The sequence below is a fragment of the Thalassotalea mangrovi genome (assembly GCF_005116735.1).
GTDB lineage: Bacteria > Pseudomonadota > Gammaproteobacteria > Enterobacterales > Alteromonadaceae > Thalassotalea_A > Thalassotalea_A mangrovi.
Map to the genome: position 1 here is coordinate 121,869 of NZ_SWDB01000009.1, position 18,093 is coordinate 139,961.

Annotated in this window: 11 protein-coding genes; 4 read left to right on the top strand and 7 right to left on the bottom strand. The window is 47.7% G+C overall.

Annotated features, from left to right (window positions below; translation table 11 throughout):
* Positions 1–76 precede the first annotated feature (76 nt).
* Positions 77–1,654 carry a di-heme oxidoredictase family protein gene (locus E8M12_RS04705; RefSeq protein ID WP_136734933.1) on the bottom strand — a complete coding sequence of 526 codons (1,578 nt, stop codon included), beginning with the start codon at positions 1,652–1,654 and terminating at the stop codon, positions 77–79.
* A gap of 246 nt (positions 1,655–1,900) precedes the next feature.
* Between E8M12_RS04705 and ypfJ the strand changes: the two genes are divergently transcribed.
* The 4 genes from ypfJ (at position 1,901) to E8M12_RS04725 (ending at position 5,849) form a co-directional block, all read left to right on the top strand.
* Positions 1,901–2,788, top strand: coding sequence for a KPN_02809 family neutral zinc metallopeptidase (ypfJ, locus tag E8M12_RS04710; protein ID WP_136734934.1), 888 nt, complete (start codon positions 1,901–1,903; stop codon positions 2,786–2,788).
* Positions 2,789–2,966: 178 nt separating this feature from the next.
* Positions 2,967–4,403, top strand: coding sequence for an MFS transporter (locus tag E8M12_RS04715; RefSeq protein WP_136734935.1), 1,437 nt, complete (start codon positions 2,967–2,969; stop codon positions 4,401–4,403).
* A gap of 114 nt (positions 4,404–4,517) precedes the next feature.
* The gene (locus E8M12_RS04720; protein ID WP_136734936.1) at positions 4,518–5,393 is read left to right on the top strand and encodes an alpha/beta fold hydrolase; all 876 of its coding nucleotides are present in this window, start codon (positions 4,518–4,520) and stop codon (positions 5,391–5,393) included.
* A gap of 117 nt (positions 5,394–5,510) precedes the next feature.
* Positions 5,511–5,849 (top strand): hypothetical protein, encoded by a 339-nt coding sequence (locus E8M12_RS04725; protein ID WP_136734937.1) that lies wholly within the window; start codon positions 5,511–5,513, stop codon positions 5,847–5,849.
* Positions 5,850–6,001: 152 nt separating this feature from the next.
* On the opposite strand, the gene E8M12_RS04730 is transcribed toward E8M12_RS04725, so the two are convergent.
* From E8M12_RS04730 to E8M12_RS04755, 6 genes are all read right to left on the bottom strand, one after another.
* Positions 6,002–7,822, bottom strand: coding sequence for an alpha-amylase family glycosyl hydrolase (locus E8M12_RS04730; RefSeq protein ID WP_169303037.1), 1,821 nt, complete (start codon positions 7,820–7,822; stop codon positions 6,002–6,004).
* A gap of 74 nt (positions 7,823–7,896) precedes the next feature.
* Positions 7,897–10,077, bottom strand: a complete 2,181-nt coding sequence (malQ, locus tag E8M12_RS04735) for a 4-alpha-glucanotransferase (RefSeq protein WP_136734939.1) — start codon at positions 10,075–10,077, stop codon at positions 7,897–7,899.
* A complete protein-coding gene (gene glgX / locus E8M12_RS04740) occupies positions 10,074–12,257 on the bottom strand; it encodes a glycogen debranching protein GlgX (RefSeq protein ID WP_136734940.1) in 2,184 nt (727 codons plus the stop codon). The genes malQ and glgX overlap by 4 nt, the downstream gene beginning before the upstream one ends.
* Positions 12,257–14,452: a 1,4-alpha-glucan branching protein GlgB gene (glgB, locus tag E8M12_RS04745; RefSeq protein ID WP_136734941.1), complete on the bottom strand. Its 2,196-nt coding sequence runs from the start codon at positions 14,450–14,452 to the stop codon at positions 12,257–12,259. The genes glgX and glgB overlap by 1 nt, the downstream gene beginning before the upstream one ends.
* 206 nt (positions 14,453–14,658) lie before the next feature.
* On the bottom strand, positions 14,659–17,115 hold the full coding sequence (locus E8M12_RS04750; protein ID WP_136734942.1) for a glycogen/starch/alpha-glucan phosphorylase: 2,457 nt from the start codon (positions 17,113–17,115) through the stop codon (positions 14,659–14,661).
* Positions 17,116–17,671: 556 nt separating this feature from the next.
* A complete protein-coding gene (locus E8M12_RS04755) occupies positions 17,672–18,055 on the bottom strand; it encodes a DUF6746 family protein (protein WP_136734943.1) in 384 nt (127 codons plus the stop codon).
* Between the last annotated feature and the right edge of the window lie 38 nt (positions 18,056–18,093).

The window sequence follows — 18,093 nt, forward strand, 5'->3', positions numbered from 1 at the left end:
CAGTTTTAGTTGAACCAACTTCAAAAAGTTTATTGCCCACCTGACATCCACCAAACACCGATAAGGTGTAATCGAATCACGGTACGGTCGCGGGCAGGTAAAGCACCAGGTTTTCTAGAAATGCCAGTATCGCCTGACGGTTAGTTGCACTTAATCGAGTATAGTTAAGTTTTGATGCTTCTGCCTCACCGCCATGCGCTAATATCGCTTCTTCTAGTGTACTTGCCCGACCATCATGCAGATATGGTGCAGTACTGCCTACTCCCCATAATTCTTTTGTCATCCATACTGAGGCACCAACGCCGGTTTCATCAATATTTTCCGCCAGTTCCGGGCCCATATCATGCAATTTCAAATCACCGTACAAACGCACCATAACCTGACCTTTTCGGTTTGTTTCAAAAGCGCCCAGATGACTGATCAGCTCGCCATTTAACACTATCTGATTATCTGGCTGATCGCGGCGAATATCGAAGCGAATGGCTTTTATCATTTCAATACCGGCTTGCCCGGCAGGAAAGGTTTGTTCACGATACAGCGGGTTATCGCTAGGCTCGCTGTAAACAAACTGCTGTTCAATAGTCATACTGGGTTTGTGGCATGATGAACAGTCAATCGAGTTGAACAACCTCTGACCGCGCTTAATAGCACGTCGTTCACCTGTGGTTAAATGGGGAAGCATTAACCCTTCGGCCAGCTCTGGCCCACCACTGTCCCGATAGCGACGTCCAAGCAGCGTTTTGCGAAGTTCATCCAGCTCAAGTAAACTCGTCGGCCGCGGTTGCGCCGCCAGATATATCACCATGGCGGTAATATCGTCGATAGTTATTTCATTAACGACACCGTCAAAATCACCATCAATATCATCACCGGTTAATTCCACAGGGTCCATGCCAAGCTCATTATGAAAGGCATCGCGCGAAAAAGTGCGCACATTAAGCTCACTGCCTTTCCATTGAAACGGCCGGATGATTAAATCATCTTTAACGCCCTGACTTTGCACATCAATCTGCGGCGAATCACAAGGGGGATAAACATTCACAGAGCCGAACTCCATGCCTTTGGCGGTAAGCAGGGATTGTTGTGCTATGCCCGACTCACAGACCATGGCTACCGTGTCAGCGACCTGTTGCTGCAATGCATCAGTCATTTCTTCAGCCAGTAATTGCAAGCCTGCCATGCCAAACAAATGAGTGGTATTACGTTGAATAAATAAGCCGGGTTGATTGCTGTGTAGCGGGTCGCGAATCGCGTTAAATACGACGGCGCCACCACCATTGCCACCGCCACCAATAATATTGCTGGGAGTATGACAAACGCTACAGGCTGCTGCGTTTGGACCCGTTTTGCGCCGTGGTATGGTATTAGCCCAATTGAAAAGATCAGCTCGAGGTACGCGGCTATGACGACCACCGTCACCAAGGTTCATACCAACGCCATCCAGCGCATTATAGGTAAAAGCAAAGAGTTCATCGCCGCAGACAAAGACATCGAGAAAACTACCGCTATCGACGCTGTTATCACAATGAACAATTTTCCCCTGATTCAGGCCTGACACGAATTCGAGCGTATCTTCCTGGCTGTGACTGACAGATGGCAACAAGGCGAAAGTAGAAAAAGGCAAAGCAAACAAAAGACCACGGGAAGTCGTCATAAAATACTCCACAACTGAATAGCGTATGCTTGATCGCCAGAAACAGCTATGGGCGAAAAACGACCTGCATTAAATCTTTATCGAAACCAGTTTTAACTATAAGACAGGCTTTGCATTGCCGCTAAATAAAAATGCGAATAATTTTCATTTGCAATTTAGTGGTTTATTCTTGCCGTTTATTCATCGCATTTTCTTGCTCCCTCTGTGACAACTGCTAAATTTTACAACAGGCGGCGGAGGTAGTTTATGCGTTGGCAGGGCAAACGAAAAAGCAGTAATGTCGAAGACAGGCGAGGTCAGCGCGTTGCTGCCGGAGCCGGGATTGGCGCGTTATTATTCCGATTTTTACCTTATTTGCTACGCAGTAAATTAGGTCGAACCTTATTGATTCTTGGCGTGGTTGTATTCGTTGGTAGTCGATTTCTTGGCATCGATGTTGCCCCAGGTCTGTCGTCAGGAGGTAGCGCCCAGGCGCCGGCACAACTTACCCAGGAGCAACAGCAAATGGGCGATTTCGTTGCCGTAATCCTCGCCGATACCGAACAAACCTGGCATAGCATCCTCGAATCAGCAGGTATTCCATACCGCGAACCGAAACTGATTTTATTTACCGGCCAGGTCAATTCTGCCTGTGGCATGGCAAGTGCCGCCGTAGGCCCCTTCTATTGTCCTGGCGATGAGCAGGTGTATATCGATTTATCATTTTACGAAGATTTAAAAAATCGCCATGGCGCGCCAGGAGACTTTGCCCAGGCTTATGTGATTGCCCATGAAATCGGTCATCACGTGCAAAACATTCTCGGTACATCAGACAAAGTGCATCGTTCGCAACAAATGATGTCAAAAGTGGATGGCAATAAGCTCTCGGTAAAATTGGAATTGCAAGCAGATTGTTATGCCGGGGTCTGGGGTTATCACGCCGATACCAAACGACAAATGCTCGACTCAGGCGATCTCAATGAAGCACTGGTTGCCGCATCGGCCATTGGCGATGACAGGTTACAGAAACAGGCGACAGGGCGGGTAACTCCGGACAGCTTTACCCATGGTAGCTCGGAACAACGGGTCGCCTGGTTTAAACGAGGCTTTACTACGGGCGATATCAATCAATGTGATACCTTTTCCGGCCGTTAATAGAAAGTTTGTGTGCTGACAGAAGCATATCTGGATGAATACGTATGCAATAATTTGTCAGCGTCTGCTTGACCACGTAATTTGCTCACCATACATTAAATATACCAATTATTTCAACCGACGACGGTAGCTCAATAATAATTACCCCTGCTACCCGGATAACAACAAGAGAACCCTGATGCTAACCATTCAAAAAAACCTGAGCCGGTCGTTTTATGTGCTGCTGAGCTTACCCTCGACGGCGATGGGTTTTGCCCTGTCGATTCAGATTGCGGCTTTAAGCTGGCTGTTAAACACCCAATACGGGCTGGATATTCACGAAGTCGGCCTGGTCTGGGCGGCGGGTCCAATTGCCGGTATTCTTGGCCAGGTGATTATCGGTATTATCAGCGATAAAGTCTGGTTCTGGGGAGGTCGTCGACGTCCATTTATCATAGTGGGTGGCGTGCTGGCCGGGATGATGTTGCTGGCATTGCCAAATATCGACATTGTTTCCGGTGCTCTTGGCATGGACGGTCTGCTCGGTATTGCGATTGTTATCGCCCTGACGCTGGATTTATCCATTAATGTCAGCATGAATCCTACCCGTTCTATCATTGCCGACGTAACCCCGCAGGGTGAACAGCGCACCCAGGGATATACCTGGATGCAGCTCATTTCAGGAACCTTTGGAATGATGGCATACGCCATCGGCGCTACCTTAGGTAACTATGTATTGATATACCTCGGCGCAGCATTAGTATTTCTGCTTGCCGTTGTTCCGCCTTTTTTCATCGAAGAGCCAAAACAGCTGACCGAAAATGAAGACGGCAATGACCAGGGTGCTATCAACCTGAAAGAGATCCTGGTTAATATCAAGCCACTTTGGGGCTTTTTAATCTATGATGCTTATGCCTTATTTATTAAACTTGCAGGCATTCAGGTCGATAACTATTGGGTGGAAATCGCCTGCCTTATCCTTACCGCTTATTTTGTATTCACAACCTTACTCCCTTCAGAGCAAGGCAAGCCAGAACAACAAGCAAACCTGATCGGATTTCGTAAAGTCCTTGCTGCACATTCATTTAGCTGGATCGGCATTCAGTCGATGTTTGTATTCCTGTTCGCATTTCTTCAGGACAAGATGCCAGGCATTGCCGATGACGAACTGGGTAAAATTATTAACTTAAGCTTTTTGGTGTTAAATGGTGTTGCCGCCATTCTGCCAGCCCTGGTGCTGTTACCGTTAACCCGATCCTATGGCCTGGTCCGGGTTCATACCGTATGTATCGCCACCATGGCACTCGGTTATTTCGGTGTGGTTCTGTTTGGTCACAGTGAATACATGCTCTACGGTTTAATGGCATTTTTAGGTATAGGCTGGTCAGCGGTTATTTCCCTGGCGTTTGCGATTATGTCAGAGAAAATCGATCAGTCCCGCATGGGAAGCTATATGGGCTTATTCAACCTGTCGGTAGTTATTCCCCAGCTGGTAGTGAGTCTTGGTGTGGGCCTGGCGGTATCGCAGGCAGAAGACAAAGGCCTTATCTTTGTGATCAGTGCGGTCAGTTTATTGATTTCCGCTATCGCCTGGATGCGCGTTGAGGAGATCAAACCTAAAGTATTGAGCGAGTAACCACTCAATACTTACACCAGTAGTCAACTATACTGGTCGGATGAGAAGTTGCTTTTTCGACCAGCTTGCCGTTAACATGACGTCTCTTTTGTAAAATTTTGAATCGGCGGCGTCATGACTTCTCCCAAATCCAGCCAATCGACTTTTCATCCCTTACCCGACAATGCCAGTTTCCAGTTTTACAGCGGCAAGGGTGAAGACCTGCACTTTTACCATGCTAACGGCTTTTCCAGTGCCACCTACCAGCCATTTATCAAAGCCTTAACCCAGTCATTTAACGTTTCGGCGTTAGACTCCAGGGCCGCATGGCCCGATATTGGCAAACCACCAAAAAGCAGGTCATGGCAGATTTATGGTGAAGACCTGATCGCTTTCATTGAAACGCACTACGACGCACCGATTATTGCCGTTGGCCATTCACTAGGCGCAAGTTCCACCATTTATGCGGCGAATATGCGCCCGGATTTGTTTAAAGCCCTGGTATTGATCGAGCCAGCGATGGTTAAGCGCAGCGTGGCCACCGCCATTAAGTGGATGCCAGATGCACTTTTGAAATATATCGACCCGGTAAAAACCACGTTAAAAAAACAGGATCGCTGGGCCTGCAGGCAAAGCTATCGCGAGTATTGCCAGCAGCGACGCAGCTTTCAACGATTCCATCCGCAAAGCTTTGATGCCTTTGTGGAACACTCTGTCATTGATGACGGGAACGAAGTCACACTAAGATTTCCGAAAGCCTGGGAGGCCCATAATTTTTCCAGGCCACCTTACATGCTCAAAGAAATTTCCCGTATCTCTGTGCCCACCGTAGCGATACGAGGCAAGCCAAATCTATTCTTTAGCGAAGAAATCTGGCAACAATGGCAAAAATGTCAGCCTGATGCTCTTTTTTTGGAAGATTTGCAGCACGGACATTTGTTGCCGCTGGAAAACCCAGAAAGTTGCTACCGTATTATCGTTAAAGGGCTTGAGCTGCTCAATCTGGATTAGGTTCGTTATATTTAGCGGTGGAATTGAATAAAGCTTCTATACTTTCAACTCGAAAGGCACGAGTAGCCGCCGGCAGCATCTTCATTGTTCACTAATGCTGTCTCAGCGCAGAGCATCATGAATCTTATTAAAATCCTTGTACTGCTGTTAACGACGTTCGTAATCAGCGGTTGCATGACGGCGAACCAGGGCGCTTTTATCCCGGCCACTTACATCGAGGATCCCGGCCAAGCGGGAACCATGCTTGGAGAGGTGACCGGGCAGTCCAGACAACGGTGGTTTCTGTACCTAATACCCATCGGTGATGCTCCCTCAACTCAGCAGGCCATAGCGGCAGCTAAAGCGCAGCGGGAAGGGACCCGCTATCTCACCGATGTCATCATCGAAGAGCGAACCGAATGGCAATTTGGCTATAGTGAACAGGTGATAGAGGTTAACGCCATAGCCTACCGTTAATACCATTTCATTAATATAGAATCACTATATCAATGAAATCTATGTTGCAAATCAACCTCTGCCTGAGTTGTGCAAGAACTTAATGGAATAGGTACAAGCAGAAACAAAAACACCTGGTCAATGCCAGGTGTTTTTCGTTAAATCAAAAGACTTTAGTTTGCGGCTTCGGCTTTGTATATCGCAAAGCTCAGTGGTGCCAGGTTAATCGTCACCTTACTGTCTTTTTCGGTTTTATCCTTGGCAACTACAACTGGTTCATAACCGGCTAACGGCATATCAAAGCTTTGTTGCTGATCTTCCAATGCGGTATTAAATACCAACAAATATTGTTCCGTATCCGTGGTGCGGGTGAATGCCAGGATACCCGGGCTATCCTGCGAATACAGGGTTTCCTGCTCACTGATACGCAACCCCGGATGCTGCTGATAGACGCTGGCCAGATAGGTCAAATCTTTATACAGAATGTGTTCCTGATCGAAGTTTGCATCCGCTGTGGTCGCATCGGTACCCAACAAGTCATCATCGTTATAAGAAGGTACTTTCGATGGCATCATATCCTGACGCGAATCGCGATCATGGCCATCTCCAACAAAGCCTTGTTCATCGCCATAGTAAACGACCGGAATACCACGGGAGAAATACATCAGGGCATTGGATAACTTGATGCGCGCCAGCGCTTCTGACTCGCTCATATCCGGGTGCTTGCTTTTTAACAGGTAAGCAAAACGGCCCATATCATGGTTGCCGGTAAAGTTAACCAACATGCTGGCATCGGAATCTTCATCTTGATAAAAGCGATCCGCTTCAAATAGCTTAGCCATTACGTCGGTGCCCTGTTGGTCAACCAGAGTTGCCTGCACGGCGCTCTGGAAACCAAAATCAAGAATCGACTGCAGGTTGCCTGTGGTGGTGAACTGGCTCAAATACTCAGGATCGGCAGAGTAAACCTCACCAAACATAAAGAATTGTGGAATTCCCTGAGCTTTAGCATGTTCAACAAGCGCCGGAGAAAACTCCTGCCAGAATTCGATATTCACATGTTTAACCGTATCGATTCTGAAGCCATCCGGTTTAAATTCCGTGATCACATCTTTGAAGATATCGATCATGCCCTGCACCACGTATGGATTATCGGTATCAATATCGTCCAAGCCGGCAAAATCGCCATAAACGGCACTTTCACCCTCCCAGGTGCTGTCGCCCTGGTTGTGATAGTACTTAGGGTCGTTTAACCAGGCCGGCACTTTAATGTCTTCGCTACCCGGCATCACAAATGGGGTATATGCATCGCCGGCGGCGACCTGTTCTAATGTCTTGTAATCGCAAAGGCCAACGGTTTCACCGAGCCATTGCTTGCCATCTTCACCATGACATTCTTTGTATTTGATCACATCGGCGGTGTGGTTGGCGATAATATCAAAGAAAACTTTAATATTGAGTTTATGCGCTTCTTCAATAAAGGTTTTCAGGTCTTCGTTGGTACCCAGATGCGGGTCGATTTCAGTAAAATCGACAACCCAGTAGCCATGGTAGCCACTGCCATCATGTTGCACTGCCTGGTTACGCATAATTGGCGTCATCCAGATTGAGGTAATTCCCATTTCATGCAAGTATGGCAGTTTGTTTTGCAGGCCTTGCAGATCGCCACCATGGTAATAACCGGTGTTGGTTTGATCAAAGCCGCCGCGGGATTCAAGCTTAGTTGTTGAACCATTGTCATTATTAACATCGCCATTTTCAAAACGGTCCGGCATGACGAAATAAAACACTTCATCACGTACATCGCGTTGCTGATATGGCGCCAGGTTCTGGGCCGACACTTTATGCCATTCAACCGCCGGTGACGATTCGATAATATCGACCGACTCACTTTTTTCCGAAGAACAGGCGGCGATACCTGTTACGAAGGCACTGGCTACCGCCAGTTTTAAGGTATTTTTTATCATATTGTTAGTAACTTTCATTGCTGACATTTTCCCTCTCCCCATTGAGTTCAATGTATAATCCAGGCCCATGCCAAAGCATGGGCTTCAAAATGCTAGTCCAATTATCCCTTTGGACGCTCGTTGTTCATCACTTCTACCAGGTTGTTCATGTCAACATGCTGCCAGAACTCCTCAATCGTGATTGGCATCCGACGACGCCAGTTCGGATGTTCATCAACAGTACCTGGTATATTCACCTGTTCATGCAGTCCCAAGGCATCTTCCAGTGGCACCAGCAGGATACGACTCGGGGCTTTGGCCAAAAACGCCTGAACGGCGCGCGATAGCGCATTATTCATGGTCGCTGGCGCCATGCCCGGGAACTCATCCGCATGCAAGACACCTTCATGCTCAAGAGCGGCCAATAACTGCTCACGATCGGTTACCCGACCATTGCGCTCATCTACGCCCATTTGTTCATTAGGATACAGGTTAAGCTCCTGACGCCATTTCAGGTCGTTACCGGTCCACCAACCGGCCATGGTTGATAGATCATGGGTAGAAACGGTGACCATTGACTGCTCTGGGTAAAGCTCCGGACGGAAGAACAAGCCAGAATCCCAGCGCTCGAAAAACAGCACTTTATAAGAAAGCAGGCCAGCTTCCGCCATGATTTCACCAAACCCTTCCGGCACATTGCCCAGGTCTTCACCGATCACCACACATTGGTTGCGACGCGATTCCAGCGCAATAATGCGGAAAATTTCATCGAGCGGGAAGGTAATATAAATGCCCTGATCGGCACGCATGCCCGGCGCTACCCAGTATTGACGCATCAATCCCAAAACGTGATCGATACGCAGGGCACCAGCATGGCGCATATTGCTGCGTAGGGCTTTCACCAGCGGTAAATAGCCTTGTTCCTGCAAAGCAACCGGATTGATCGGCGTTAACCCCCAATCCTGGCCTAAGGTATTCATCGCATCCGGTGGCGCGCCAACCGCAGCACCAGATACATAGCTGTGCTTATCAGCCCAGACTTCCGCGCCGCTGCCATCACAACCTACCGCTAAGTCCATGTACAGGCCAACCGGCATATCATTGGCCTTGGCTGCGCTTGCCGCCGCACCAATTTGTGCATCGGCCTGCCACTGCAGAAACTGGAAATAGCCGATACGTTCAGCATGATCGAGCTTAAATTGCTCCACTTCCGGGCTATGCGGGTCCTGATATTCAACAGGCCATTTCTTCCAGCCATAGGCATGGAAATCAAGCTTGCGGAAGTGTTCATACAAGGCATCAAAGGTGGCCAGCTCAAATAAGTCGTCACCCATGGCATCGCAAAATGCCTGGTATTGCTTCGCAACATCCGTGCCTTTGTCTAAATGCTCAGTGATAAAGTCCTGATACAGCAATTCCAATACCTGATATTTCAGATGCGCGGCATGAGGATAATCGATAAATTCATGGCCATTGGCCTGAGCAACCTGCTGTTGGAAATCATCACTGTTAACCACATCCTGAGCGGCCTCGCAGCTGCTAAAGTTAGGGACTGCCGTGACATCAATATACAGGGTATTTAAAAAGCAGCGACTGGTAGGCGAATATGGGCTGATATGTCCCGGATTATTCGGGTAAAGCGGATGTAATGGATTTAAACCAATGGCAGTAACGCCGCGTTTCGCCGACTGCTCTACCAGAGATTTCAAGTCACCAAAATCGCCCATGCCCCAGCTATTATCAGACTTTAAAGAATAAAGCTGGGCCGCCAGGCCCCACATCCGATAGTCTGCTGCTTCGTTCGGGCTGTAACAGGTTTTCGGGGCAACGATTAGATGCCCGGTAGAGTTCAGTCCATCAAGCTCAACGGCTAGCTGGTGATAACCTTCTTCAACGTGCGGTAGCACCAGGGTCAGCTTCTGATACAACTCGCCTTCAACGTCCTGCTCATCAAGTTTGTTCAGTTCTGACAGTGCCTGGGTGCCATTGAGCACTTCACCGCTTTCCAGAGTGATTTGCCAGCTAATAGTCTGGGCGACATCCTGAGCGGCAACACTTAAGGTCACGGTATGCTGCGATGCTTCCGATTTGATCATCGACATCGCTGGCAGTAAGGTTAACCAGGATTTGTTTTTCAGTTCCTGGGCAGCGGCCAGAATCGCCACGTCCGAGCTTAAATCATACCCCATTGCCTGCAGCAACGCCTGCAAAGCCTCCTGGTTGGCATGAACCATGTTGCCATAACAATCCTTATAACTTGGATGAAAACCGACAATATCGGCTAACTGTTGTAAAGGCGTCATAAATTTAATTCCTGAGTATCATATTGGCTGTAAGTAAGTACCGAGCAGCTGTATGCGGCAATATCGATTAAGGCCGTATCAATGGACTGCTGAGTTGCGGCAGTAAGCATGCAGGCAAGACTGTGCTCCGGCTCGGCTGTATTAATGATGCGCGTCCAGCGCCCCGGTAATTTGGGGAGCTGGAATCGACTGGTATGTTTATGGGCATTAAAGATAATCAATAATGCATCATCCTGGACTCCATCCTGAGTCGAGTCCGGCTCAAACGCCTCGGTTTCCGCCAGCATCATGGCGAAACATTTGAGCGCTTTATTGTGCCAGTTGTCCTCTGTCATAGGTTCACCATGACAGTTAAACCAGCTTAGATCCTGCAGTCCGGTCTTGGCCGAAACCTGCAAACCATGCTGGTAATTTAATCGGTTTAACAGCGGATGCAGCTTACGCAGCTGAATCAACTTTTGCACAAACTGCAACTGTTGCTGGTCGGCATCGCAATTGGCCGAACCGGTATCGGTTAAACAGTGCCAGTTCAGCCAGGTCATTTCGTTATCCTGGCAATAGGCGTTGTTGTTGCCCCACTGACTGTGGTTAACTTCGTCACCGGCAAGCAGCATTGGCGTGCCCTGGCTTAAAAATAAGGTCGCGAGGATATTGCGCTTTTGCTGCTGCCTGAGCTGGATGATTTCACTGTCATCGGTTTCCCCCTCAGCCCCATAATTGCGTGAATAATTATGGTTGTGACCGTCGCGATTCTCCTCGCCATTGGCGTGATTATGGCGTTTTTCATAGGTGACCAAATCATGCAGGGTGTAACCATCGTGACTGGTCACCATATTGACACTGGCATAGGGCCGGCGGCCGTGATGTTCAAATATGTCGGCACTGCCATGCAAGCGCCTCGCCAGCTCCGGGATCATGCCATCGTCACCGCGCCAGAATCGGCGCACCGAATCGCGAAAGCGATCATTCCACTCCAGCCAGCCGCTGGGAAAGTGTCCAAGCTGATAACCACCGTGGCCGATATCCCAGGGTTCGGCAATTAATTTTACATTAGCGAGCGTTGGATCCTGACGCAGGGCTGCAAAGAAACTGGCATGCTGATAAAAGCTGTCGTTGCCCTGATAGTCTTTGCGCCCGAGAATCGGTGCCAGGTCGAAGCGAAAACCATCTACGCCCATCACATCAACCCAGTAACGCAAACTATCCATCACCAGTTGCAACACCCTGGGATGATTTAAATTCAGGGTATTTCCGCAACCAGAGTGGTTGATATAAAAGCGCTTATCTTCCTGTTCAAGACGATAGTAACTGAGGTTATCAATGCCCTTAAAACAATAGGTCGGCCCGAGATGATTGCCTTCGGCGGTGTGGTTGTATACCACATCGAGAATAACCTGCAGTCCTGCCTGGTGGAAGTTCTCAACCATTTGCTGAAATTCGACCAGCTGGTTCTGATGACAGTATCTGGGTTCCGGTGCGAAAAACGCGATTGAGTTATAACCCCAGTAGTTTTTCAATCCCTTTTCGCGAAGAAAAGACTCATCAAAAAAGCCCTGTACCGGCAGCAGTTCAACACTGGTAACCCCCAGGTCTTTGAAATACTGGATCGCCTCTGGCTGGCCCAGCGCCTTGAAAGTCCCGCGCATTTCAGCATCAATATGAGGGTGATTCTGGGTAAAGCCCTTAACGTGTGCCTCGTAGATGATGGTGTCATGATCGGCGATTTGAATATGGTTACCCAGGCCTTTAATGGTTTCACTGACCACACATTTAGGCATAACGTCACTATTGTCGCGAAGATCAATAATCAAATCCTGCTGACGACTTTGTGGATCATAACCAAAGTGTTTATTAGACCAGGTAAAACTGCGGCTTAATTGTTTGGCGTAAGGGTCGAGTAGCAGCTTCGCTGGATTAAACCGGTGTCCGGAATGGGGTTCATAGGGCCCATGAACGCGGTAACCATAAAGGCAGCCGGGTTTTACATCGGGTAAATATACATGCCAGACTTCATCGGTATACTCGCAAAGCTCAATGCGCTCCAGCTCTTGCTCAGTCGTCGCATCAAACAGACACAATTCTACTTTACTGGCATGCGCACTAAACAAGGCAAAATTAGTCCCCTGACCATCAAATGTGGCACCCAGAGGATAAGGTTTTCCAGCCTTTAATTTACGCATTAGCCAAGGATCTCAAACACCACGGCAGACAGTGGCGGTACGGTAATACTCAGCGACTGTGCCTGGCCCTGCCATGGCGTATCAGTCGGATACACAGACCCCGGGTTGCCGACATTACTACCACCATAGATGGCTGCATCTGAGTTAAATATTTCTTTGTGTTCGGCGGCAATCGGGGTACCAACGCGAAATTCATGGTGCACAGCGGGGGTAAAATTAACCACCACCAATAGCGGATTGGTTCCTTCCTCACCATAGCGCACATAGCTGAAAATGGATTGCTCAGCATTTTGATAATCAATCCAGTCGAAGCCCTGATGCTGACAATCTTGCTGATGCAGAGCCGGGGTATTTTTATAAAGACGGTTCAGATCGCGGATCATCCGTTGCACGCCCTGATGCGGCTCATGTTCCAGTAAATGCCAATCCAGGGATTGTTGATAATTCCACTCATTCTGCTGGGCAAATTCACAGCCCATAAACATCAGTTTTTTACCTGGGTGGGTCCACATAAAGCCATAATAGGCGCGCAGGTTGGCAAATCGCTGCCAGTCATCCCCTGGCATACGAGCAAGAATGGAGCCTTTACCATGTACCACTTCATCATGGCTTAATGGCAAAACGAAGTTTTCATCGAAGGCATAGACCAAGCCAAAGCTGATTTCATTATGATGGAACTTACGGTGAATAGGATCGCGCCCCATGTATTGCAGGGTATCGTTCATCCAGCCCATGTTCCACTTGAAACCAAAGCCCAGGCCTCCCATATCGGTCGGCTTAGATACCCCCGGCCATGAAGTGGATTCCTCAGCTACCGAAAAGGCACCGGGATAATCACTATATAATTCTTCGTTGAATCGTTTCAGGAAATCGACCGCTTCGAGGTTCTCGTTACCACCAAACTGATTGGCTACCCATTCACCCTCATTGCGCGAATAATCGAGATATAACATCGACGCTACTGCATCGACCCGAACGCCATCAATATGATAGTTTTCCAGCCAGTGGGTAGCGCTGGCACGCAGGAAATTAGCAACTTCGGTACGACCATAGTTATAAATCAGGGTGTTCCAGTCCGGATGAAAGCCTTTGCGTGGATCTTCATGTTCATAAAGACAGGTACCGTCAAAACGCACCAGCCCATGATCGTCCACCGGGAAGTGTCCGGGTACCCAGTCGATTAATACCCCGAGGCCAGCCTGGTGACACTGATCGATAAAGAATTTAAAGTCATCCGGACTACCGAAACGCGCCGTCGGAGCAAACAAACCTACCGGTTGATAGCCCCAGGAACCATCGAACGGGTGCTCACTGACCGGCATCAACTGAATATGGGTAAAACCAAGATCCTGAACATATGGAATGAGTCGTTCCGCAATTTGTCGATAATTTAAAAACTCATTATGTTCATCACGCTGCCAGGAACCTAAATGCACTTCATAGATGCTGATCGGCGCATGTCGATTATTCATCGCTTCGCGGCTAGTCATCCACTGGTTATCAGCCCAGTCAAATGCCGCTTCGCCGTTGACCACTGACGACGTATCCGGGCGATATTGCGCCTGCAGGCCCATCGGGTCAGCTTTGAGAGGCAATAGATTACCGTCAGCGTCTTTTATTTCGTATTTGTAGTGACAACCTGGCTGCAGGGGATGACGAGCACTCTGATGAGGAATGAAAATCTCCCAGATACCGCAATTTAATAATTTACGCATCGGATGGCAACGACCATCCCAGTCGTTAAAATCACCAACTACAGCGACATGGCTGGCATTGGGTGCCCATACCGCAAAGCTGACTCCGGCCACACCTTGATGTTGAATACAATGCGCACCTAATTTCTGGTACAAATGTTTATGGCTTCCTTCGATAAATAAGTGGGTGTCCATTTCACCGAGCACACAACCAAAGGAAAAAGGGTCATCAATAACGCGTTTACTGTCCTGACTGGTAACCTGTAATTGATAGGAAAATGTGTTTTTACGACGGGTAGTTTTACTGAACAGCCCCTGGTCACTGATGCGCTCAAGTGTCGCCACCACTTTACCGGATTTACGATCAATTACCGCCACGTCATCGGCCCAGGGGATAAATACATTGAACTGCAGATAACCTTTTTCATTAGTTTGCATCCCTAAAAAACTAAATGGGTTAGCGTGCTCGGCGTTATTCAGTGCCTGGTTATGTTCATGCATGATTTACTGTTCCTTCAACTCTTTTATCCCGGTTACCTCAATGGCGACCAATTCAATCAATTACACCAGCGTATCCGTTTATTTATCGGCTGATACAACAAAAGCCCCAGCATAAAAATACTACGGCTTTTGCTTAACACTATCAGCAAGGCTGCAACGCAAAAGTGACATAAACTCGTCGCCTATCACCTGCAGCCTGCGGCTGTTTACTTAATCGGCGTTAATTTCCAGATATTGTTAACGTAATCCTGAATCGAACGGTCCGACGTAAATTTACCCATTTTAGCGGTATTTAAAATTGCCATGCGAGCCCAGCGTTTGCTGTCCTTATAGGCCACATCCAACGCTTCTTGAGCGCGGGCATAATCGTCATAATCGGCAAGTACGCGATATGGGTCACCACCTTCGAGCAGGCTGTGGGCAATCGCACCCAACTCGCCAGGCTTACCCGGGGTAAAGAAGTCACCACGTAACCAGTCGATGACGTCTTTTAATTCCTCATTCGCTTCATAAAACTGCCACGGATTGTAACCCGCCACCTTCATCGCTTTAATCTGGTCAACCGTGTTACCAAAGATAAAGATGTTGTCATCACCCACTTCTTCAGCGATTTCTACGTTAGCCCCGTCAAGGGTACCAATGGTAACCGCACCATTAAGCGCTAACTTCATATTACCGGTACCTGAAGCTTCTTTACCTGCGGTAGAGATTTGTTCAGAAACATCGGCTGCCGGAATGATTTTTTCGGCAAGGGTAACGCGGTAGTTCGGCAGGAATACCACTTTCAGTTTGTCTTTAATGCGAGCGTCGTTGTTAATACGCTCCGCCACTTTGTTGATGGCATAGATAATTTCTTTGGCCAGGTAATAACCCGGAGCCGCTTTGGCACCAAAGATGAATACCCGTGGATGCATATCGTAATCCGGATTTTCCAGAAGGCGACGATACAAGCCGAGAATGTGCAGGAAATTCAGATGTTGACGCTTGTACTCATGCAAACGCTTGATCTGGACATCGAAAATCGCTTCAGGGTTAACCTCTACGCCGGTCAGCTTATGAATTTCGCCAGCAAGCTTTACTTTGTTCTCATGCTTAATATCCATGAATTTCTTCTGGAATTTGGCATCATCAGCATATTCAGCAACGGCGTTAAGGCTGGAAAGTTCTTTCGCCCAGTCGTTTTTCACTACTGTATCTAACAGCTTAGACAGTTTCGGGTTACAGGCTTTCAACCAGCGACGCGGAGTGACACCATTGGTAACATTGGTCAGTTTGCCTGGATATAACTTGTTAAATTCCGGGAACAAATCAGATTGCACTAAGTCAGAGTGAATCTGCGCCACACCATTGACTTTAAAAGATGTCACTACACAAAGATGGGCCATGCGGACCATTTTTTGCTGGCCTTCTTCAATCAACGACAGGCGCGCGCGCATCTGTACGTCACCAGGCCACATGCGAGCCACTTCATGATTCAGGAACTGCTCATTGATGGCATAGAGGATTTCCAGGTGACGCGGCAGTACACGTTCGAACATGGACACAGCCCACTTTTCCAATGCTTCAGGAAGCAGGGTGTGGTTGGTGTAGGCAAATACCTGACGACACATAGCCCAGGCGTTATCCCAGTTGAAATCGTAATCATCCATCAGGGTACGCATTAATTCCAGAATCGCGATGGTCGGATGCGTGTCGTTTAACTGGATTACGGTCTGATTGGCGAATTCTGACCAGTCGTCACCGTATTGTTTCTGATAGCGCTTAATAATGTCTTTAATAGAACAGGCACAGAAGAAGTACTGCTGAATGAAACGTAACTCTTTACCGGCTTCGGTTTCGTCATTTGGATACAATACTTTCGAAATGGTTTCCGCCTGGTTCTGGGCGCTATGAGCATCCTGGTAAGCACCCGCGTTAAACTGGTCCCAGTCAAAATGACTACAGGCACGAGACTCCCATAAACGCAATACATTTACGGTTTTTGAGTTATAACCGACGATCGGCACATCCCATGGAACCCCTTTGATGATCTGTCCAGGATGCCAGATCTTCTTAACGCTACCATCTACCTGTGCCTGGGTTTCTACAGAACCAAATAATGGGATTTCCTGTACCGCTTCCGGGCGACAGACTTCCCAAGGGTTACCATATTCACGCCATTCATCCGGGGTTTCAATTTGACGACATTTGTGGAACTGTTGCTCAAACAGGCCATGTTGATAATGGATGCCGTAACCTACAGCGTTATAATCCAGGGTCGCCAGTGAATCTAAGAAACAGGCAGCAAGACGGCCAAGGCCACCATTACCAAGTGCCAGGTCATGACCTTCTTCAAAAATATCTTCCAGTTCAAAGCCAAGATCGGCAACCGCTTTTTGGGCGATGTCGAACAGGTTAAGGTTATGCAGGTTATTGGAAAGCATGCGTCCCATCAGGTATTCAAGGGACAGGTAGTTTACTGAGCGAGCTTTTTGCTCAGTGTGAGCGGCATTGGTTTCTTTCAGTTTCTCGTAGACAACTTCATTCACTGCCAGACACACTGCTCGCAAAACGGCCGATGGGTTGTCCTGAAAGTCAACTTCACTGGAGGTAAAGTTCAGGTGATGAAGAACCTTGGTTTTGAATTGCGCTGCGGTTAACGGTTTTTTCGTTGCTGTCGCCATAGTAAAACTTTTCTCTTTTGGTAATCGAATCTGTCCAGCATGCGGACGATAATTCAGTCATAACAAATTCAATTGCAACAACTGCTTAAATTTCAGGCAAATTTATAATTCTGGCAGTAAGTGTCGTTAATTTAAGCTTTGGTAGCAAACATATGCATACGTATGTAATGCATTTAAGTGTTGCATACGTATGCAAAATCTCAACAAATTAACACGCAAAACTTCAGGAAATCTGGGGGGTTGACGTTATTTATCAGCCGAAAAGGAAAGATCTCACAAGCGCTTCTCTACTCGTTCGCTGAAAAGCTTAACGATTCATTTTGAAACAAGCCAGACTTTTGCAATAAATCAATAAATGATTAATTTTCAACTACCTGCTGCGCCCTTATCAGGACTGAGAAACACGGGCTTAAGCCAACATATATAGAAACAAGGCAATATTGATAAGATCCTATTCACAATTTAAGGTTGCCGGATTGTGCCTCGATGCTGAACAGTGTAAATAAGCAGATTTGCAGGGAACGTCATCGCTCCCTGATTTACGAGTCAGGGCAGGTTACTGACAACTTTTGGGATCAAGGATAAGCCCGGTCGCCGTTAGATATTTCTCACCGCTGTCTTTAATCGTCGCGGCGTCCAATTGTTCTGACGCTTTATGTACTTTTTCTAAGTCCACGGCAATGGCATCCAGGTCTTGTTGCAACCGCATCACCGCATTTTCCAGTGTATAGGTTAATTCATGCACCTTAACCATATCTTCTGCGGTTAACGTTTTTTTGCTGGTCAGGGCATTCAGCTTTTCATTAAAATTTCGAATATTGCATAGTGCTGTTGCGGTATCCGGAGACTCCAGGGCAGGGAAGTGATTGTACTTTTCTTCGGCCTGGGAAGGCGAAATCATGACAAGCATCGCTGTCAATGCGAAGATTAGCTTTTTCATTTTGAACTCATTTGCAGATTAAAAACAGACATCATTGC

Bases quoted from the DNA above. Each gene is read 5' to 3' on its own strand.
- E8M12_RS04750 (WP_136734942.1), bottom strand. From the start codon at position 17,115: ATGGCGACAGCAACGAAAAAACCGTTAACCGCAGCGCAATTCAAAACC.
- E8M12_RS04755 (WP_136734943.1), bottom strand. From the start codon at position 18,055: ATGAAAAAGCTAATCTTCGCATTGACAGCGATGCTTGTCATGATTTCG.
- E8M12_RS04715 (WP_136734935.1), top strand. From the start codon at position 2,967: ATGCTAACCATTCAAAAAAACCTGAGCCGGTCGTTTTATGTGCTGCTG.
- ypfJ (WP_136734934.1), top strand. From the start codon at position 1,901: ATGCGTTGGCAGGGCAAACGAAAAAGCAGTAATGTCGAAGACAGGCGA.
- E8M12_RS04725 (WP_136734937.1), top strand. From the start codon at position 5,511: ATGAATCTTATTAAAATCCTTGTACTGCTGTTAACGACGTTCGTAATC.
- glgB (WP_136734941.1), bottom strand. From the start codon at position 14,452: ATGCATGAACATAACCAGGCACTGAATAACGCCGAGCACGCTAACCCA.
- E8M12_RS04705 (WP_136734933.1), bottom strand. From the start codon at position 1,654: ATGACGACTTCCCGTGGTCTTTTGTTTGCTTTGCCTTTTTCTACTTTC.
- glgX (WP_136734940.1), bottom strand. From the start codon at position 12,257: ATGCGTAAATTAAAGGCTGGAAAACCTTATCCTCTGGGTGCCACATTT.
- E8M12_RS04720 (WP_136734936.1), top strand. From the start codon at position 4,518: ATGACTTCTCCCAAATCCAGCCAATCGACTTTTCATCCCTTACCCGAC.
- E8M12_RS04730 (WP_169303037.1), bottom strand. From the start codon at position 7,822: ATGTCAGCAATGAAAGTTACTAACAATATGATAAAAAATACCTTAAAA.
- malQ (WP_136734939.1), bottom strand. From the start codon at position 10,077: ATGACGCCTTTACAACAGTTAGCCGATATTGTCGGTTTTCATCCAAGT.